This is a genomic window from Catellatospora sp. IY07-71 (assembly GCF_018326265.1).
In the GTDB taxonomy this organism is placed as follows: domain Bacteria; phylum Actinomycetota; class Actinomycetes; order Mycobacteriales; family Micromonosporaceae; genus Catellatospora.
In genome coordinates, this window is sequence record NZ_AP023360.1 from 8515881 (window position 1) to 8531770 (window position 15890).

General features: G+C 71.5%; 11 protein-coding genes. 5 read left to right on the forward strand and 6 right to left on the reverse strand.

Features of this window, described 5'->3' with window-relative positions; genetic code table 11:
* Positions 1-143: 143 nt before the first annotated feature.
* Positions 144-1529 carry a carbohydrate-binding protein gene (locus CS0771_RS38125; protein WP_212845464.1) on the forward strand — a complete coding sequence of 462 codons (1386 nt, stop codon included), beginning with the start codon at positions 144-146 and terminating at the stop codon, positions 1527-1529.
* A gap of 59 nt (positions 1530-1588) precedes the next feature.
* Here CS0771_RS38125 and CS0771_RS38130 read toward each other — a convergent pair whose 3' ends face one another.
* The 3 genes from CS0771_RS38130 to CS0771_RS38140 are packed head-to-tail and all read right to left on the reverse strand — an operon-like array spanning position 1589 to position 4492.
* Positions 1589-2251 carry a hypothetical protein gene (locus CS0771_RS38130; protein WP_212845465.1) on the reverse strand — a complete coding sequence of 221 codons (663 nt, stop codon included), beginning with the start codon at positions 2249-2251 and terminating at the stop codon, positions 1589-1591.
* 25 nt (positions 2252-2276) lie between these two features.
* Positions 2277-3542, reverse strand: coding sequence for an NAD(P)/FAD-dependent oxidoreductase (locus CS0771_RS38135; RefSeq protein WP_212845466.1), 1266 nt, complete (start codon positions 3540-3542; stop codon positions 2277-2279).
* Complete coding sequence (locus CS0771_RS38140; protein ID WP_212845467.1) at positions 3539-4492, reverse strand: ferric reductase-like transmembrane domain-containing protein; 954 nt, start codon at positions 4490-4492, stop codon at positions 3539-3541. Before CS0771_RS38140 ends, CS0771_RS38135 begins: the two co-directional genes overlap by 4 nt.
* A gap of 292 nt (positions 4493-4784) precedes the next feature.
* On the opposite strand from CS0771_RS38140, the gene CS0771_RS38145 reads away from it, so the two are divergent.
* On the forward strand, positions 4785-5510 hold the full coding sequence (locus CS0771_RS38145) for a DUF4142 domain-containing protein (RefSeq protein WP_212845468.1): 726 nt from the start codon (positions 4785-4787) through the stop codon (positions 5508-5510).
* Positions 5511-5536: 26 nt separating this feature from the next.
* Positions 5537-6673: a DUF1996 domain-containing protein gene (locus CS0771_RS38150; RefSeq protein WP_212845469.1), complete on the forward strand. Its 1137-nt coding sequence runs from the start codon at positions 5537-5539 to the stop codon at positions 6671-6673.
* 159 nt (positions 6674-6832) lie between these two features.
* Here the strand turns inward: CS0771_RS38150 and CS0771_RS38155 are convergent, their stop codons facing one another.
* The 3 genes from CS0771_RS38155 to ppdK all read right to left on the reverse strand — a co-directional run bounded on the left by CS0771_RS38155 (position 6833) and on the right by ppdK (position 13098).
* The gene (locus CS0771_RS38155) at positions 6833-9676 is read right to left on the reverse strand and encodes a glycoside hydrolase family 9 protein (RefSeq protein ID WP_212845470.1); all 2844 of its coding nucleotides are present in this window, start codon (positions 9674-9676) and stop codon (positions 6833-6835) included.
* 295 nt (positions 9677-9971) lie between these two features.
* Positions 9972-10322, reverse strand: a complete 351-nt coding sequence (locus CS0771_RS38160; protein ID WP_212845471.1) for a VOC family protein — start codon at positions 10320-10322, stop codon at positions 9972-9974.
* A 148-nt stretch (positions 10323-10470) separates the two neighbouring features.
* The gene (gene ppdK, locus CS0771_RS38165) at positions 10471-13098 is read right to left on the reverse strand and encodes a pyruvate, phosphate dikinase (protein WP_212845472.1); all 2628 of its coding nucleotides are present in this window, start codon (positions 13096-13098) and stop codon (positions 10471-10473) included.
* A gap of 228 nt (positions 13099-13326) precedes the next feature.
* Between ppdK and CS0771_RS38170 the strand changes: the two genes are divergently transcribed.
* Both CS0771_RS38170 and CS0771_RS38175 read left to right on the forward strand, forming a co-directional pair.
* Positions 13327-14508, forward strand: a complete 1182-nt coding sequence (locus tag CS0771_RS38170) for a cytochrome P450 (RefSeq protein ID WP_212845473.1) — start codon at positions 13327-13329, stop codon at positions 14506-14508.
* Between the two features lie 302 nt (positions 14509-14810).
* Positions 14811-15626, forward strand: a complete 816-nt coding sequence (locus CS0771_RS38175) for a M23 family metallopeptidase (protein ID WP_244871273.1) — start codon at positions 14811-14813, stop codon at positions 15624-15626.
* Positions 15627-15890 lie beyond the last annotated feature (264 nt).

Below are 15890 nucleotides of genomic sequence, written 5' to 3' on the forward strand. Positions count from 1 at the left end.
CTTATTGACATTCGTGTTGCAGGGACGTTAAGTGAGGAGGCAAGAGAGCGCTCTCACAACACCCGCCACGGACCGGTCCGCCGCCCGCGCCGCTCCTCCCCCGGCGCGCGGACCGCCCCCGTCCCCCATGGAGGAATGCCCTGATGAGCAGACGATTCTCCACGAGAAGGCTGGCCGCGGGCTCCGCCGGCCTGGCCTTCGTCATCGCCGCGACCGCGGCGGCCGTCACCGCGCTGCCCGCCGAGGCCTCGCTGCCCGCGACGCCCTCGGGCTGGTCGCTGGTCTGGAGCGACGACTTCAACGGCGCGAACAACACGCTCCCCTCGTCCAGCAACTGGATCATCGACACCGGCACGCAGTACCCCGGCGGCCCCGCCAACTGGGGCACCGGCGAGATCCAGACGTACACCAACAGCACGAGCAACGTCCGGCACGACGGCGCGGGCAACCTGCTGATCACGCCGATCCGCAACGGCAGCAGCTGGACCTCGTCCCGCATCGAGACGGTCCGCACCGACTTCAAGCCGGCCGCCGGGCGGGTCCTGCGCATCGAGGGCCGCATCCAGATGCCGAACGTCACCGGAGCCGCGGCGGCCGGCTACTGGCCCGCGTTCTGGGCGCTGGGCGCGCCCTACCGGGGCAACTACCAGAACTGGCCGGGGGTCGGCGAGTTCGACATCATGGAGAACGTCAACGGCATCAACTCGGTGTGGGGCGTGCTGCACTGCGGCGTCAACCCCGGCGGGCCGTGCAACGAGACGAACGGCCTCGGCGCCAGCCGCGCCTGCCCCGGCAGCAGCTGCCAGTCGGCGTTCCACACGTACCGGTTCGAGTGGGACCGCACCAACGAGAACGCCCAGCAGCTGCGCTGGTATGTCGACGGCACGCTCTACCACACCGTGAACCAGAGCCAGGTCGGCTCGTACTGGTCCAACATGACCTCGCACGCGGGCTACTTCCTGCTGCTCAACGTGGCGATGGGCGGCGCGTTCCCGAACGGCGTGGCGGGTTCGGCGACGCCGACCGGCAGCACCGTGTCCGGCCAGCCGATGCGGGTCGACTACGTGGCCGTCTACCAGACCACGGGCGGCACCACGCCGTCGTCGCCGCCGGCCAGCCCGCCGCCGGCGGGCAACCGTGACGCGTACGCCAACATCCAGGCGGAGAGCCGCAACGCCGAGTCCGGCACCACCATCTACGAGGGCTATTACGTGGGCGCCCTCAACAACGGCAACTGGCTGCGGTTCGACGGGGTCAACTTCGGCGCGACGCGGCCGCTGGACTTCGTGGCGCGGGTCGCGTCCGGGGCCGCGGGCGGCATCAGCGGCCTGGTCGAGGTGCGGATAGACAGCCTGTCCAACGCGCCGATCGGCAGCTTCGCCATCGCCAACACCGGCGGCTGGACGAGCTGGCGGGAGGTGCCGGCCAACGTGGGCGCGGTGACCGGGACGCACACGGTCTACCTGACGTTCACGTCCGGCCAGCCCAGCGACTACGTCAACGTCGACTGGTTCCGCTTCCGGCGCTGACACACGCGGCGGCCCACAACTTCTGGGTTGTAGGTACAACCCAGAAGTTGTGGGCTCTTTCAGTAGGTGTACCCGCCGGGCTCGGGTGAAGGGGAAGCGTCGGCGGCGGGCGACGCGCCGGGCTCGGGCGAGGCTTCGGGCGCGGCCGACGGCGGCGGCACCGCCTTGGGGGTGCCCTTGGGCAGGCAGCTCAGGTTCTTCTTGCCGTCCGGAGCCACCACGAACCAGACCCCGCCGACGCCCTGGCCCTTCCACTGGCCGGGCTTGAGGTCGCCGACGTAGCGGTAGAGCGGCCAGCCGGCCAGGGTGACCTGGGTCGAGCCGTCCTCCCGCTCGACCGTGCCGACGAGCTTGGCGTCCAGGCCGGTCAGCTCCAGGTTCTCGTCGACCAGCACCGGCGGCCAGACCGCCGCGCAGTCGCCGGAGCAGCGCGACTCCGGCGGGTCGGCGCTGTCCTTGTCGAACCGGTAGAGCACCCAGCCCTCGCCGTCGGTGACGACGGAGCCCATCTTCGCGATCTTCTTGGCGCGCAGTTGCCCGGTCGGCGTGCCGACCGCGGCGACCAGCTCGGCCGCTGCGTCCTCCCCGGGCTTGAGCTGGATGGGCGCGGGCGTCGCGGGCGGGGCCGCGCCCTCCCCCAGCTGGCCCTGGCAGGCGACCAGCCCGGTCAGCGATACGGACAGCAGCGTCACCGCGAGCGCGGTGCGAACCCTTCGGTGCATGGGACCTCTCCTCTCCTCAGATGGATCAGCCGACCAGGCTGAGTCGGCGCTGGTGTGCGGGCTGCGCGGGCAGCGACACCCGCGGCCGGGCCACCGGGCCCGCCGCGCGCATCTCCCGCGCGAGCGTGGTGAACTGCCGCGGCGCGTTGACGGCCACGACGCCGCGGGCCACCCCGTCGCGCAGGTGGACGGCGACCATCCCGCCGCGCGCGATGTCGCGGCGGCCGGGGCGCAGCTCGGCGACCTCGACGTCGTCGGCACCGTCGAGGCGGCCGCAGACCTGGATCCGCAGTCCGAACAGGTCGGACCAGTAGCGGGGCTGCAGTGGCGCGGCGGGGGCGGGCCGCTGCCCGGCCAGCAGCGTCCGGGCAGCGGCCTGCCCCTGCTCCAGGGCCGCGATCCACTGGTCGCAGCGGCCGGGCGCGTCGCCGTACCAGGGGTTGGGCCAGCGGGCGACGGCCCCGGCGGCGACGACCCGGTTCACGCCGAGCACCCGCAGGCTCTCGTCGCAGAGCAGGCCGTCGCTGGTGTCGGCGTGGCGCGCGGTGAACCAGCCCGTGTCGGGCCGCTCCCCCAGCGCCGAGATCACCACGTCGGCGTCGACGTGGGAGCCGTCGTCGAGGTCGAGCCGCCAGCCGCGGCGGCTCCGGCTGACCGTGCGGACCCGGCGGCCCAGCCGCATGCGCACGCCCTCGTGGCGCATCGAGTCGGCCACCAACCCGCCCGTGACCGCTCCCACGGCACGCGTCATGACCTGCGGGTTCGAGTCGATGATCACGCATTCACGGGCCAGCGAGCTGACCACGTAGGCGGCCTCGCAGCCGGTGAACCCGGCACCCACCACGGCCACCCGGCGCGCCTCGCGCAAGGCGCCGGCCAGGGCGAACGCGTCCTCGATGTCGTGCAGGACGTGCAGGCCTGGCTCGCCGACCGGCCAGCCGGGAGGGCTCACCGGCTTGGCGCCGGTCGCCACGATCAGTCCGTCGTACTCGAACTCCTCGCCGGTCTGCGTGTACACGATCTGGCGGGTGACGTCGAGGTCCTCCGCGGTCCGGCCGGGCAGCCAGCGGACGGGCGCCGAGAACGACAGGTGCGCGTCGGCCGGCCGCTGCCGCCCGGTCAGCAGGCCCTTGGAGCAGGCCGGCCGGTGGTACGGCGGGTGCGCCTCGCCGCCCAGCATCGTGACCGCACCGGTGAAGCCGAGGCGGTGCAGCTCCTCCGCCGCGGCCACGGCGGCGCGGCCGGCTCCCACGATGACGATCCGGTCCAGGTCACCGGCACGATGCCTCACTGCTGCTCCTCGTCGGTCAGCTCGTCACGGTGGACGGCCGCGTGGTGCTGGGCGCGGCTGTGCCGGCCCCGCGCCTGGCGGTACTCGTCCAGTTCGGTCGCGGGTTCGAAGGTGTTGGTACGGGTGCGCTGGCGCACCACGTGCGGCGTGGCCGGGGCGGCGGTGCGCGGCGCGGACCCGCCGGCCGCCGAGTGGCGCACGCTGATCGCGCGGGCCGGGCAGATCTCGATCGCCCGGATCACGTCGTCCAGCCGGGTCACCGGCGGCGCGGCGGTGTAGTCCAGGCGGCCGTCGCCCTGCAGGCTGAACACCTCCGGGGCCTCCTGTTCGCAGAAGCCGAACCGGGCACACCGCACCGGGTCGACGTCGACGCGCAGGTTGCCGTTGATCTGCGCCGGGCCGGTCGCGGTGAGCGTCGGCCCGTCGGCGCTCCGGGACCGCTTCGGCAGCGTGGTGAACCACAGCGCCACGGTGCTCAGCCAGAGCGTGTAGACGGTGCCCCAGACCCACCACGGCCCGATGTCCGAGCCGGACACCAGCACGTGCGCCGAGATCAGGAAGAACCCGGCGTAGGTCGCCGTGTGCACCGCCCGCCAGCGGCTGAAGCCGAGCCGGCGCTGGATGCCGATCGAGATCGCGGCGGCGAGCACCAGCTCCAGGCCGAGCACGCCGGCGCCGGTGCCGATCGGGTCGTGCGCGTCCACGAACGGGATGATCACCTCGACCACGGCGATGGTGCCGTTCGGCACGGCGAGCTGGGCCAGGCCGTGCACGAGCCCGAGGGTCAGCCCGGTCAGCGCGACGCCCTGGTGCAGCGCGTACGCCACGGGCTGGCGCAGCCGGGTCAGGCCCCAGCCGTTGCGCAGGGCCACGCCGCCCAGCACCGACAGCCAGAGCAGGCCGAACGAGGTGAATCCCACTGTCGCGGCAATGACGTGCACACTCTCCATGACCGCCCCGCTACTCTACTCGAATAGGCGTCGTCGGAATCGCGAATAGACTCCGCAATCCCTTTCGGTCGAAACCTTCGGCAATTTAAGAAGCAAAGTCAATACACTGACTCACATTGCGGACGCCACCTGCGAACTGGGCACACTTTTTTAGATGCGTCCTATGCGGACCCTAAGAGCGACTTAACATTGCCTACCGGTATTGACTCTTCAGGGCGCGGTGAGCCTAGGCTTCCGTCGCTGCCATAAGGCATGCGCATGGTGTATTCAACCGACCACGGAAGGGCATCGGATGAATACCGGGCACCTTTTCCGCGCCGCGGCGCTCGCCGCCGCCGTGCTGCTCGCCCTCGCCCCGGTCGCCGCGGCGCGGCCGGCCGCCGCGGCCGACGAGCTGCCCCCCGGCTGGGTCCTCAACGAGTTCGGGCCGCTCGGCCCCGCCGACCGGGACCTGCTGGTCCGGGTCCGGCTGGCCGGCCTGTGGGAGGCCCCCGCCGGCCAGCAGGCCCAGGAGCGGGCCGGCGACCAGCGGATCAAGGACATCGGCCACCACCTGATGACCGACCACCTCAAGCTCGACGTCGAGGTGCGCCGGGTCGCCGCCAAGCTCGGCGTGGCCCTGCCCGACAAGCCCAGCCCCGAGCAGCAGGGCTGGCTGGACGAGTTCTCCGCGCTGCGCGGCGACGCGTACGACCGGGTCTGGGTGGCCCGCCTGCGCGCCGCGCACGGCAAGGTCTTCGGCGTCGTCGCCGGGGTCCGGTCCGGCACCCGCAACCAGGTGATCCGCGAGTTCGCCCAGCAGGCCGTGACCGTCGTGATGAAGCACATGACCCTGCTGGAGAGCAGCGGCCTGGTCGACTACGGCTCGCTGCCCACCGCCCCGGCCCCGGCCGCGGCCCCGGTCCCCGCCGCCCGCAACCGGGTCGGCGGCCCGCCCCAACCCCTCATCTGGCTGGTCCTGGTCGCGGCGCTCGCCGTCGGCACGGTCACCGCCGCCCGGGTCTGGCGTCCGCGCTGACCCGTCCTCCCCGAAGGGAACCTCCGATGGCACCCCGCACACACATCCCCCGGCATCGCTGGGAACCCCGCCGGCGCCTGCTCGCGGCCGTGATCGTCCTGGTGGCCGCGACGGTCTGGGCCACCATCGCCCACATCTCGCAGGCGGCGACCGGCTCGGGCGACCCGGCGGCGCAGCCCTCCGCGGCGGTGCCGGAGGCGCTCGCCGCGGCCGCCCGCATCCCCAACGACCAGGGCCCGGACGCCGAGTGCCGCCGCTCGCGCCCGCCCGCGCGCTGCCACGCCCCGACCGGCGACCCGGCCGCGGCGGACTACGTCGACATCCGCTCCGTCACGCCGAACGTGCAGAACCGGCGCGCCACCGCGGAGGGCTCGGTGGGCACGTTCACCTCGCTCTGCGGCCGCAACCTCAACAACCACCGCAACCCCGACAACTTCATCGTCGCGCCGGGGGTCTTCAACGGCGCCCACCACACCCACGACTACGTGGGCAACCTGTCCGCCGACGGCAACTCGACGAACGAGAGCCTGGCGGCGGCGGGCACCACCTGCCGCCGGGACGACCGCTCCACGTACTACTGGCCGGTGCTGCGGGTGCGCGGCACCGTGGGCAGCGACGCGGAGGCCGACGGCGGCGGCAAGGACGGCAACGTCGGCCGCATCCTGACCCCGGCGTCGGTGCGCCTGGAGTTCCGCGGCAACCGCTTCGCCAAGGTCGCCGAGATGCCGCGCTTCCTGCGGCTGATCATGGGCGACGCCAAGGCGGTCACCAACGGTCCGGCCAACGCCCGGGCGCAGTGGACCTGCACCGGCTTCACCAACCGGCGCACCACGAAGTACCCGCTCTGCCCGCGGGGCAGCCAGGTGCAGCGCATCCTGGACTTTCCGAGCTGCTGGGACGGCGTCAACACGGACAGCGCCAACCACCGCGCCCACGTGATCTTCCCCGCCGCGGACGGCCGCTGCTCGGAGGGCACCAAGCCGATCGCGCAGCTGCGCATGACGCTGACCTACAGCGTGCCGCGCGGGCGCTCGTTCGCGCTGGACACGTTCCCGGAGCAGAACCACAACCCGCTCACCGACCACGCCGACTTCGCCAACGTGATGCCGGCCCAGCTGATCACCTTCGCCACGGACTGCATCAACCGCGGCCGCCGCTGCTGACCCCGCATCGCAGCGGCGTCCGCCCATCCCCACCCCTCGCCCGACGGGGTGGGTTAGGGGGTACGCGCCGCACCCGCGTACCCCCTGTCGGTCCGCTTGGGCTCGGACCGCGATGCCCGCGCCGCCGCCACCCCCTGGCGGCGGCGCGGGCCGTCGGCGTCACCCGATGGTGCAGGTGGCGCCGTTGAGCGTGAACGCCGCCGGCCGCGGGTTGCTGCCGGTGTGGGTGGCGTTGAAGCCGAACGACGTGGACGCCCCCGCGCCCAGGGTGCCGTTCCAGCTCTCGTTGCTGATCGCCACGTCGGCCCCGGTCTGGGTGTACTTCGACGACCAGGACTGGGTGACCTGCTGGCCCGCGGTGAAGGAGAACCGCAGCGTCCAGCCGTTGATCGTGGTGGTGCCGGTGTTCTTCACCGTCACGTTGCCGGTGAACCCGTTGTTCCAGTCGTTCGTCGAGTACGTGACCTGGCACGACCCGCCCGGGTTGTTCGGCAGCGTGGTCACCGACACCGCGCTCGACGCCGTCGAGGCGTTGCCGGCCGCGTCGATCGCGACCACGTAGAACTGGTACGCCGTGGCGGCGGTCAGCCCGGTGACGCTGTAGGTCGTCCCGGTGACCGTGGCCAGCAGCGCGTCGGTCGCCCCGGCCTCGCGGTAGACCCGGTAACCGGTCACGCCCACGTTGTCGGTGGACGCGGCCCAGGTCAGGGTCGCCCCGGTCTGGGTGACCGCCGAGGCCACCGGCGTGCCGGGCGTGCTCGGCGGGGTCGTGTCCACCGGGTCGGCGGCCAGCGTGGTGAAGCTCGCCGGGGTCGAGCCCGCCGAGCGGTTGCCCGCCCCGTCCTTGGCCACCACGTAGAAGGTGTACGTGGTGCTCGGCGTGAGCCCCGTCAGGCTGAGCGTCGCCGCGCTCGGCGAGCCGACGAGCACGTCGGTCGCGCCCGCCTCGCGGTAGACGTCGTAACCCGCCAGGCCGCTGCCGCCCGTGTCGGTCGAGCCCGCCCAGGCCAGCGTCAGGCCGGTGCTGGTGACGCCGGACGCGCTCGGGGTGCCGGGCACGCTGGGCGCGGTGGTGTCCGGGGTAGTGCTCGGCTCGTCGCCCCAGATCTTCACGCCGCCGTGGTAGAGCGGCACGTTGCGGTTGACGCCCGCGGTGGCCAGGTACGACGGGTCGTTGGCCGCGCTCCAGGTGCCGCCCTCGCCGACGCCGACCTTGAACTGCACCTCCATCCGGTGCTGCGACTGCCCGGCCGGCGCGATGGTGTATCCGGTGCAGTCGACCTCGACGTACCAGAGGTTGCCCTGCGCCTGCTTCGCGGTGGACGGCGACGGGCAGCCCTGGGTGTAGCCGGAGGTCACCACGACTGCGCTGGCGTCGTCACGGTTGAAGTAGTACCGGAACTTCGCCGTGGTCAGCGCCCGGGCCGGGAACGCCGACTTGTTGTAGACGATCGCCTTGACCCGGGTCTCCCGCGCGTCGGCGACGAGCGTGGTCTCCACGGTCATCTCGTCCATGTCCGGCGCCTGGACGCCGGGGAAGCCGGCCAGCGGGGTGCCGCCGTACTCCTTGGTCAGCCGGACCAGCGCGGAGGTGAGGCCCGCGTTGTAGTCGGTGGCGACCTCGTTCATCACGTAGTCGTTGCGCTCGTCCTTGTACGCGTCGTCCGGCGAGGACGGCCCGCCGACCAGCGCGCCGTAGAGCACGTGCCGGGTCTCGACGGGCACGGTCATGCTGTCCCACCAGGAACCGTGCGCGGTGCGGTGGTGCGGGTTCTTCGGCGAGTTCGCCCCGAACCCGATCATGTACGACGAGCTGCGCGGGTTGTCGCCCAGCGCGTAGTTGATCTGCCGCACCGCGAAGTCGTGGTAGCGGGCCTTGCGCACCGTGTCGGTGGTCTTGTCGCTGTACACCAGCGCGGCGAACGACGTGTTCGCGGCGTAGCGCAGCGCGCCCCAGCTGTCGAGCACGGCCATGCCGCCGGGCGAGGTGCGGATCTTCTCGCCGTTGACGCCGACGGTCCAGTAGTCCAGCCACCGGTTGGCGTCGTCGATGTACTTCTGCTTGCCGGTCAGGTTCGCCAGCAGCACGTACGCGCCGAACTGCTTGTTGTCCCAGGCGATGGTCCACTTGTAGGACTTCGTCGTGGTCTGCGGCTCGGTGCCCAGGCTGTCGTACGCGGCCTCGGCCTTGGCCAGGTAGCTCGCGTCGCCGGTGGCCCGGTAGAGCCAGATCGCGCCCCACACCAGCTCGTCGGTGTAGCCGCTCCACGACCGGTAGAAGCTGGTCGCGTCGGTGATGCACGAGTGGTAGGTCTGCCGCACCGTGTCGGCGAACGTGTAGAGCTGCTTGGCGTGCGTGAGCAGGGTGTCCGCGTAGGTCGGGTCGGTCGGGCGGAACACCATGGACGAGGCGGCCATCGCGGCCGCGGTCTCCCCGGCCAGGTCCGCGCCGCCGCAGGTGGCGTCGATCTTGTACGCGGGCCGCGCCATCGGCATCACCTCGGCCGGGCCCCACCACTTGTGGTCGTCGTCGCCCTTGCCGATCTGGCCGTAGAGCACGTTCGCGGACGGGTGCGCCTTGATGAAGTAGTCGTTGGGCACCCGCAGGTTGTTCAGCAGGGCCTGGAGCTGCCCGGACGCCACGTAGCCGTCGCGGTACTCCACCGCGCCCCAGGCCAGCATGGTCGTGGTGAACGCCATCGGGAAGCCGAACTTGACGTGGTCACCCGCGTCGAACCAGCCGCCGGTGAGGTTCAGCCCCACATCGGAGCCGTCGTTCATGGCCGAGTCGCCGCGCCAGGAGACCCGGCTCCAGGACGGCTTGGGGCCGGCGATCTGCGCCTCGTAGAAGTACAGCGACTTCTGCAGCGCCTCGGCGTAGTTGAAGGTCGGTGCGGCCGCGGCCGGTCCGGGGCTGACCGCGACGGCGAACGCCGCCGCGGTCAGCGCGGCCGCCGCGGTCGCCGCCAGGCGGCGGGCCCAGCGGGGACGTGCGTCGGGCATGGAGTGACTCCTCGTTCGTGGAGCCGGGCCCATGGCGCGGCGACGGCGGTGCACGGAGCCGGACGTGGGCGCGTCCGTCCCCGCCCGGCGCGGCGCTCCGGGCCCGGTGGGATCGGGCAGTCCTCGCGGGAGGCTCGGGAGCGCTCCCACGGTTGCAGCACAATGTAGCCCGATGTTGCGGCCATGTGAAGCGGCGATGACCAGCGACAACACGCTGACCTATGGAAACGCTCCCATATTCACGAACGCCGAACCCTGGGATCGAACAGCACGATGAAACTTTCGGCGGCGGCGCTCAGGGACGCGGCGGGAACAGCCGGAACTCGTTGCCCTCCGGATCGGCCAGCAGCGTCCACCCCGCGCCCGCCGGCTGCGCGGGCACGTGCCGCGCACCCATGTCCATCAGCCGCTCGATGTCGCTCACCAGGTCCTCGCTGTCCAGCTCCAGCGGCAGCCGGTTGCGGCCCACCTTCGCGTCGGGCGCCCGCACGAACATCATCCCGGGATACTCGCCCTGATCCGGTGCGATCGACACCGCGTCGGGCCGCTCTTCCAGGATCTGGAAGTGCAGCACCTCCGCCCACCAGCGAGCCAGCCGCGCCGGATCTCCGGCGTCCACCGCGGTGCCTTGCCAGCGCAGCCCCATCGCCGCCTCCTCCGGTGTGGACAGAGTGCCGAAAGCGTACGCTCCTCGCTTCCCTCCTGCCACCGCCCACAAACCCACCCCCGAGAAAGGAAGGGCACCTTCTTATCGTTTTCCGTAGTAGAAGGTGCCCTTCCTAACCTCTCGCAGGTCAAAGCGCCGCGCGGCCGGCCTCCAGGCGCGCCACGGGGACGCGGAACGGCGAGCACGAGACGTAGTCGAGCCCGGCCTCGTCGAAGAAGCGCACCGACTCCGGGTCGCCGCCGTGCTCGCCGCACACGCCGATCTTCAGATCGGGCCGCGCCTGCCGCCCCTCCTGCACGGCGATGCGCACCAGCCGCCCGATACCGTCGCGGTCCAGCGTCTCGAACGGCGACACCCCGAACACGCCCAGCTCCAGGTATCGGCTGAAGAACGAGCCCTCCACGTCGTCCCGCGAGAACCCCCAGCCCATCTGGGTCAGGTCGTTGGTGCCGAAGGAGAAGAAGTCGGCCGCCTCGGCGATCTGCCCGGCGGTCAGGGCGGCGCGCGGCACCTCGATCATCGTGCCGATCGGGGTGCCCGCCGTGCCCTCCTCGGCGAGGATGCGTTCGGCGTCGGCGCGTACCGCCTCCAGCTCCTGCACCGCGCCGACCAGCGGCACCATGATCTCGGGGCGCGGATCGCCGCCCTCGCCGCGGACCTTCGCCGCCGCCTGCGCGATGGCCCGCACCTGCATCCCGAACAGCCCGGGGATGACCAGGCCGAGGCGTACGCCGCGCAGCCCCAGCATCGGGTTCTGCTCGTGCATCCGGCGCACCGCCGCGAGCAGCGCCTCCTGGTGCGGGTCGGGCGTGTCCGCGGTGGCCACCGCCACGGCCAGCTCCTCCAGCGGCGGCAGGAACTCGTGCAGCGGCGGGTCGATCAGCCGGATGGTCACCGGCAGCCCGTCCATCGCCCGGAAGATCTCGGCGAAGTCCTCGCGCTGCAGCGGCAGCAGCGCGTCGAGCGCGCGCTGCTGCTCCTGCGGCCCGTCGGCGAGGATCAGCCGCTCCACCATCGCCCGGCGCTCGCCGAGGAACATGTGCTCGGTGCGGCACAGCCCGATGCCCTGCGCACCGAAGCGCCGGGCCCGGGCGGCGTCCTCCCCGGTGTCGGCATTGGCGCGTACGCCCAGCCGGCGCCGCTCGTCGGCCCGGGTGAGCAGCCGGTGCACCGCCGCGACCAGCGGATCGGCATCGGGCGCCAGGTCGCCGTCGAAGTAGCGCACCACCGGGCTGGGCTGCACCGGCACCTCGCCGAGGAAGATCGCGCCGGAGGTGCCGTCGATCGAGATCAGGTCGCCCTCGCGCACGGTGGTCCCGTTGGTGGTGAACTGCTTCCCGGCGGTGTCCACCTCCAGCGCGTCCGCGCCGCACACGCACGTCTTGCCCATGCCGCGAGCGACCACGGCGGCGTGCGAGGTCTTGCCGCCCCGGCTGGTCAGGATGCCCTGCGCGGCGATCATGCCGGGCAGGTCGTCGGGATTGGTCTCCCGGCGGACCAGGATGACCTTCTCCCCCTTGGCCGCCTCCGCCACCGCGCGGGCGCTGTCGAACACAGCCCGCCCGACGGCCGCGCCGGGCGAGGCGGCGATGCCCTTGGCCAGCGGCTCGCCCACGTCCTTGTCGTCGAAGGCGGGGAACATCAGCTGGGCCAGCCGGGCGCCGCTCTGCCGGCGCAGCGCCTCGTCCAGGTCGATCATGCCCTCGTCGACGAGCTGCGAGGCGATGATGAACGCCGCGGCCGCGGTGCGCTTGCCCACCCGTGTCTGCAGCATCCACAGCCGCCCGGCCTCGATGGTGAACTCGATGTCGCACAGGTCGCGGTAGTGGCCCTCCAGCGTGGCCATGATGCCCATCAGCTCCGCGAACGACTTCGGGTCGAGCTGCTCCAGCTCCTGCAGCGGCACCGTGTTGCGGATGCCGGCCACCACGTCCTCGCCCTGGGCGTTGGCCAGGTAGTCGCCGTACACGCCGCGCGCGCCGGTGGCCGGGTCGCGGGTGAAGGCCACGCCGGTGCCCGAGTCGGGGCCGAGGTTGCCGAAGACCATCGCCACGATGTTCACCGCGGTGCCCAGATCGGCCGGGATACGCTCCTGGCGGCGGTAGAGCACGGCGCGCTCGGCGTTCCAGGAGTCGAAGACGGCGTTGGTCGCCAGGTCCATCTGCTCGCGCGGGTCCTGCGGGAAGTCGCGTCCAGTGTGCTCGGCGAAGATGGCCTTGAACTCGCCGACCAGCCCGCGCAGCTCCTCGGTGGTGAGGTCGACGTCGGCGCGCGCGCCCTTGACCCGGTCCATGGCGTGCTCGAACGCCTCGCCGGGCACGTCGCAGACGGTCTTGCCGAACATCTGGATCAGGCGGCGGTACGAGTCCCAGGCGAAGCGCTCGTTGCCGCTGCGGGCGGCCAGCCCGTGCACGCTGGAGTCGGTCAGCCCGACGTTGAGCACCGTCTCCATCATGCCGGGCATGGAGAACTTCGCGCCGGAGCGTACGGACACCAGCAGCGGGTCGGCCGGGTCGCCCAGGCGGCGGCCCATGGTCGCCTCCAGCGCGGCGAGGTGCGCGTCGACCTGCGCGGCGAGCTCGTCCGGCGGGCGGCCGGCGGCCAGGTACTCCCGGCACGCCTCGGTGGTGATGGTGAAGCCGGGCGGGACCGGCAGCCCGAGACGCACCATCTCGGCGAGGTTCGCGCCCTTTCCGCCGAGCAGGTCCTTGAGGTCCTTGTTCCCCTCGGCGAAGTCGTACACGTACTTCGTCATCGTGACCCCCACTCCTCGACAACCAGTCTTGCGCGGACCTTAACGGCCGGTCAGGGAATTTAGGAGGAGCTGGTGACGTATGGCACAGGTATCGACACTTGTGCCGTTCGTACGGTTTTCCGGGAGCGTTTCCACGCGCAACACCGCGCATTCGGGGGGCGAACCGGGCAACCCGCCGTTCACTCGCGCGGGGCGTCGAAACCGGACATCGATTGGTAACGTTCCAGCATGCATCCGTTCGGTCCTGAGGCGACGTCCGATCCACACCCGATCCACGCCCGGCTGCGCGAGGACAGCCCGGCTCACGAGATCCCGCTCGGCCCCAACCTGAACGCCTGGCTCATCACGCGCTACGACGACGCCCGCCGCGCGCTCAACGACCCCCGGCTGAGCAAGAGCGTCAAGGACGCCCCCGTCCGCACCAGCGGCGGGTGGCCGGACGAGCTGCGCCGGGCGATGGACTCGCACATGCTCAGCGCCGACCCGCCGAACCACACCCGGCTGCGCAAGCTGGTCTCCTCCGTGTTCACCGCCCGGCGCATCGCCGACCTGCGCCCGGACGTGCAGCGCATCTCCGACGAGCTGCTCGACGGCTTCGCCGGGCGCGACGAGGTCGACCTGATCGGCGAGTACGCGTTCCCGCTGCCGCTGCAGGTCATCTGCGAGCTGCTCGGCGTGCCCATCGACGACCGGGACAGCTTCCGGACCTGGTCGAACACCATCATCGCGAGCGCCCTCGCGCAGGGCGACGCGCTGGCGGCGGCCACCTCGATGAACGACTACGTGCGCGAGCTGATCGCGCGCAAGCGCGCCGAGCCCGACCACGCACTGCTGTCCGGGCTGATCTCGGCGGCCGACGAGGGCGACCGGCTCTCCGAGGACGAGCTGACCTCGCTGGTGTTCCTGCTGCTGCTCGCCGGGCACGAGACCACGGTCAACCTCATCGGCAACGGCGTCTACCTGCTGCTGAGCCACCCGGACCGGATGGCGCACCTGCGCGCGAACCCCGAGCAGCTCTCCCCCGCGATCGAGGAGTTCCTGCGCTACGAGAGCCCGGTCAAGACGTCCACCATCCGGATGGCCACCGAGCCGGTGGAGTTCGACGGGGTGACCGTCCCGGCCGGCGCGGTCGTCATGATCAGCCTGCTGTCGGCCAACCACGACCCGGCCGCCTTCGCCGACCCGGAGCGCTTCGACCCGGCCCGCACGGACAACCAGCACCTGGCGTTCGGCCACGGCATCCACTACTGCCTGGGCGCCCCGCTGGCCCGGCTGGAGGGGCAGATCGCGTTCACCGGCCTGCTGGAGCGGTTCCCGAAGCTGCGCGCGGCGCAGCCGCTGGACGAGCTGGCATGGCGTCCCGGAGCGCTGCTACGCGGCCTGGATCGGCTGCCGGTCATGCTGCACTGAAAAAACCCTCAAGATCAAAGCTCCGTTTAGTGCTGTTTTGGCAGCCTGAGAGGAGCTTTGATTGCATAAAACGGGCACAGAATGCGGTCAGCCCGTAGGGGTAAATGCCAGCAATACGGACATGATGTGAGCCAGATCACAGGAACGCAAGACGTGACGAAACACCCGGCAAGCCCCTAGAAGGGGAGGAAAGTTCACCCTTCAGGGCAGATGATTCCTGACCGCGCTGGTGAGTAGCCTCACTGAGCAGGCAATATGGGCGCTCCCGTATCAACGGCGATGACGGAAGGCCCCCAACCCCCGTGACTTACTTCAGACGTGGCAAGCACAGCGTCCCCGGCACCCTCGACAAGAGCCGTGACCGCCTCGCCCAGACCGGCGGAATGGTTCGCGGTGGCCTCGCCCGGCACTCCCGCCTGGCTCTGGCCGTGACGGCCCTGGCCGGGGTCAGCGCATTCGGGCTCATCAGCGCGGCGAACGCCGACGGCGGCGAGACCCCCACCGAGACCCAGGCGATCACGAACGTGTCCGCCTGGGAGACCCAGCGACAGGCGATCGCCGACGCCGCGACCCGCGCCCAGCGCGCGGTGCCGACGGTCACCCCGTCGGCGTCGCCCAGCGCCTCCCCCAGCAGCTCCCCCTCGGCGTCGCCCAAGCCGAAGGCGACGGTGAAGAAGGCAGCCGCGCCCAAGCCGAAGCCCGCCGCGCCCAAGCCGCCCGCCTGGGTGATGCCCATGAAGGGCGCGGAGGTCACCTCCTGCTTCGGCCAGCGCTGGGGCGTGCTGCACGCCGGCATCGACTTCGCGATGCCGAACGGCACCCCCATCCGCGCCGTCGGCAAGGGCACGGTCGTCAGCACCGGCTGGGCGTACAGCGGTTACGGCATCTCCGTCGTGGTCGACCACCACAACGGCTACCTGACCCACTACGCCCACATGTCCCGTGACGCCGTCGCCGTCGGCGACGAGGTCAAGGCCGGCGACACCATCGGCTACGAGGGCTCCACCGGCGACTCGACCGGCCCGCACCTGCACTTCGAGGTGCACAAGGGCAGCATGTGGAACCAGATCAACCCCGACGGCTGGCTGGCTGACCGAGGCATCCAGACCTCCTGCTGACAGTCGTCCCCCATACCCCGACCCATCCCCCCGACGAGAGGCCCGGATCAGCGTTGATCCGGGCCTCTCGCCATGCCCGGCGTGTCGGTCGCGGCGCCGATCTTGCGTGAACTGTGGGTGCGACACGCCCATATCGGGCATATCCCTAACAGTTCGCGCAAGATCGTCGTGATCATCGGGTTTTGCGATACGGGAATATGCGGGCATAGGTGAGATATAGGATTGTTCGTATCGCCTATCCGTGCCGGCGCGCCCGGCGAGCCG